1 protein-coding gene is annotated in these 274 nt (G+C 51.5%); it reads right to left on the minus strand.

Going from position 1 to position 274, the window contains the following annotated elements; translation table 11 throughout:
* The coding region (locus tag SAY88_RS26175) for a glycoside hydrolase family 81 protein (RefSeq protein WP_431308924.1) at nt 1-269 on the minus strand (269 nt) is incomplete at its 3' end.
* Nucleotides 270-274: the final 5 nt, after the last annotated feature.

Here is a 274-nt window from a genome sequence, read left to right on the forward strand (position 1 = left end):
GCTCCGTTTGAGGGAGTGACGTAGAGAAGCCAGGACTTGCTGTCCTCCAGGGTTACTCGATATTTGTAAATCCCAGGCTTTGGAGAGCCGGCAGATACGACACTCCGGAAGAAGACACTGCTTTGGATGAGAGGTTGGAGATTAGAGTACACACCAGTCACGTATCCCATGCCCTGGACGACTGGAAATATGAGTTGTTTGGTGGATCCATTCCCTGGCTGCAAAGTGAGGTTGGCAGAAAATGCCAGTGGAGCAACTGTGGTAAGCACTGTCG

The organism is Halalkalibacter flavus, assembly GCF_036663575.1.
Classification (GTDB): domain Bacteria; phylum Bacillota; class Bacilli; order Bacillales; family Bacillaceae_D; genus Halalkalibacter; species Halalkalibacter flavus.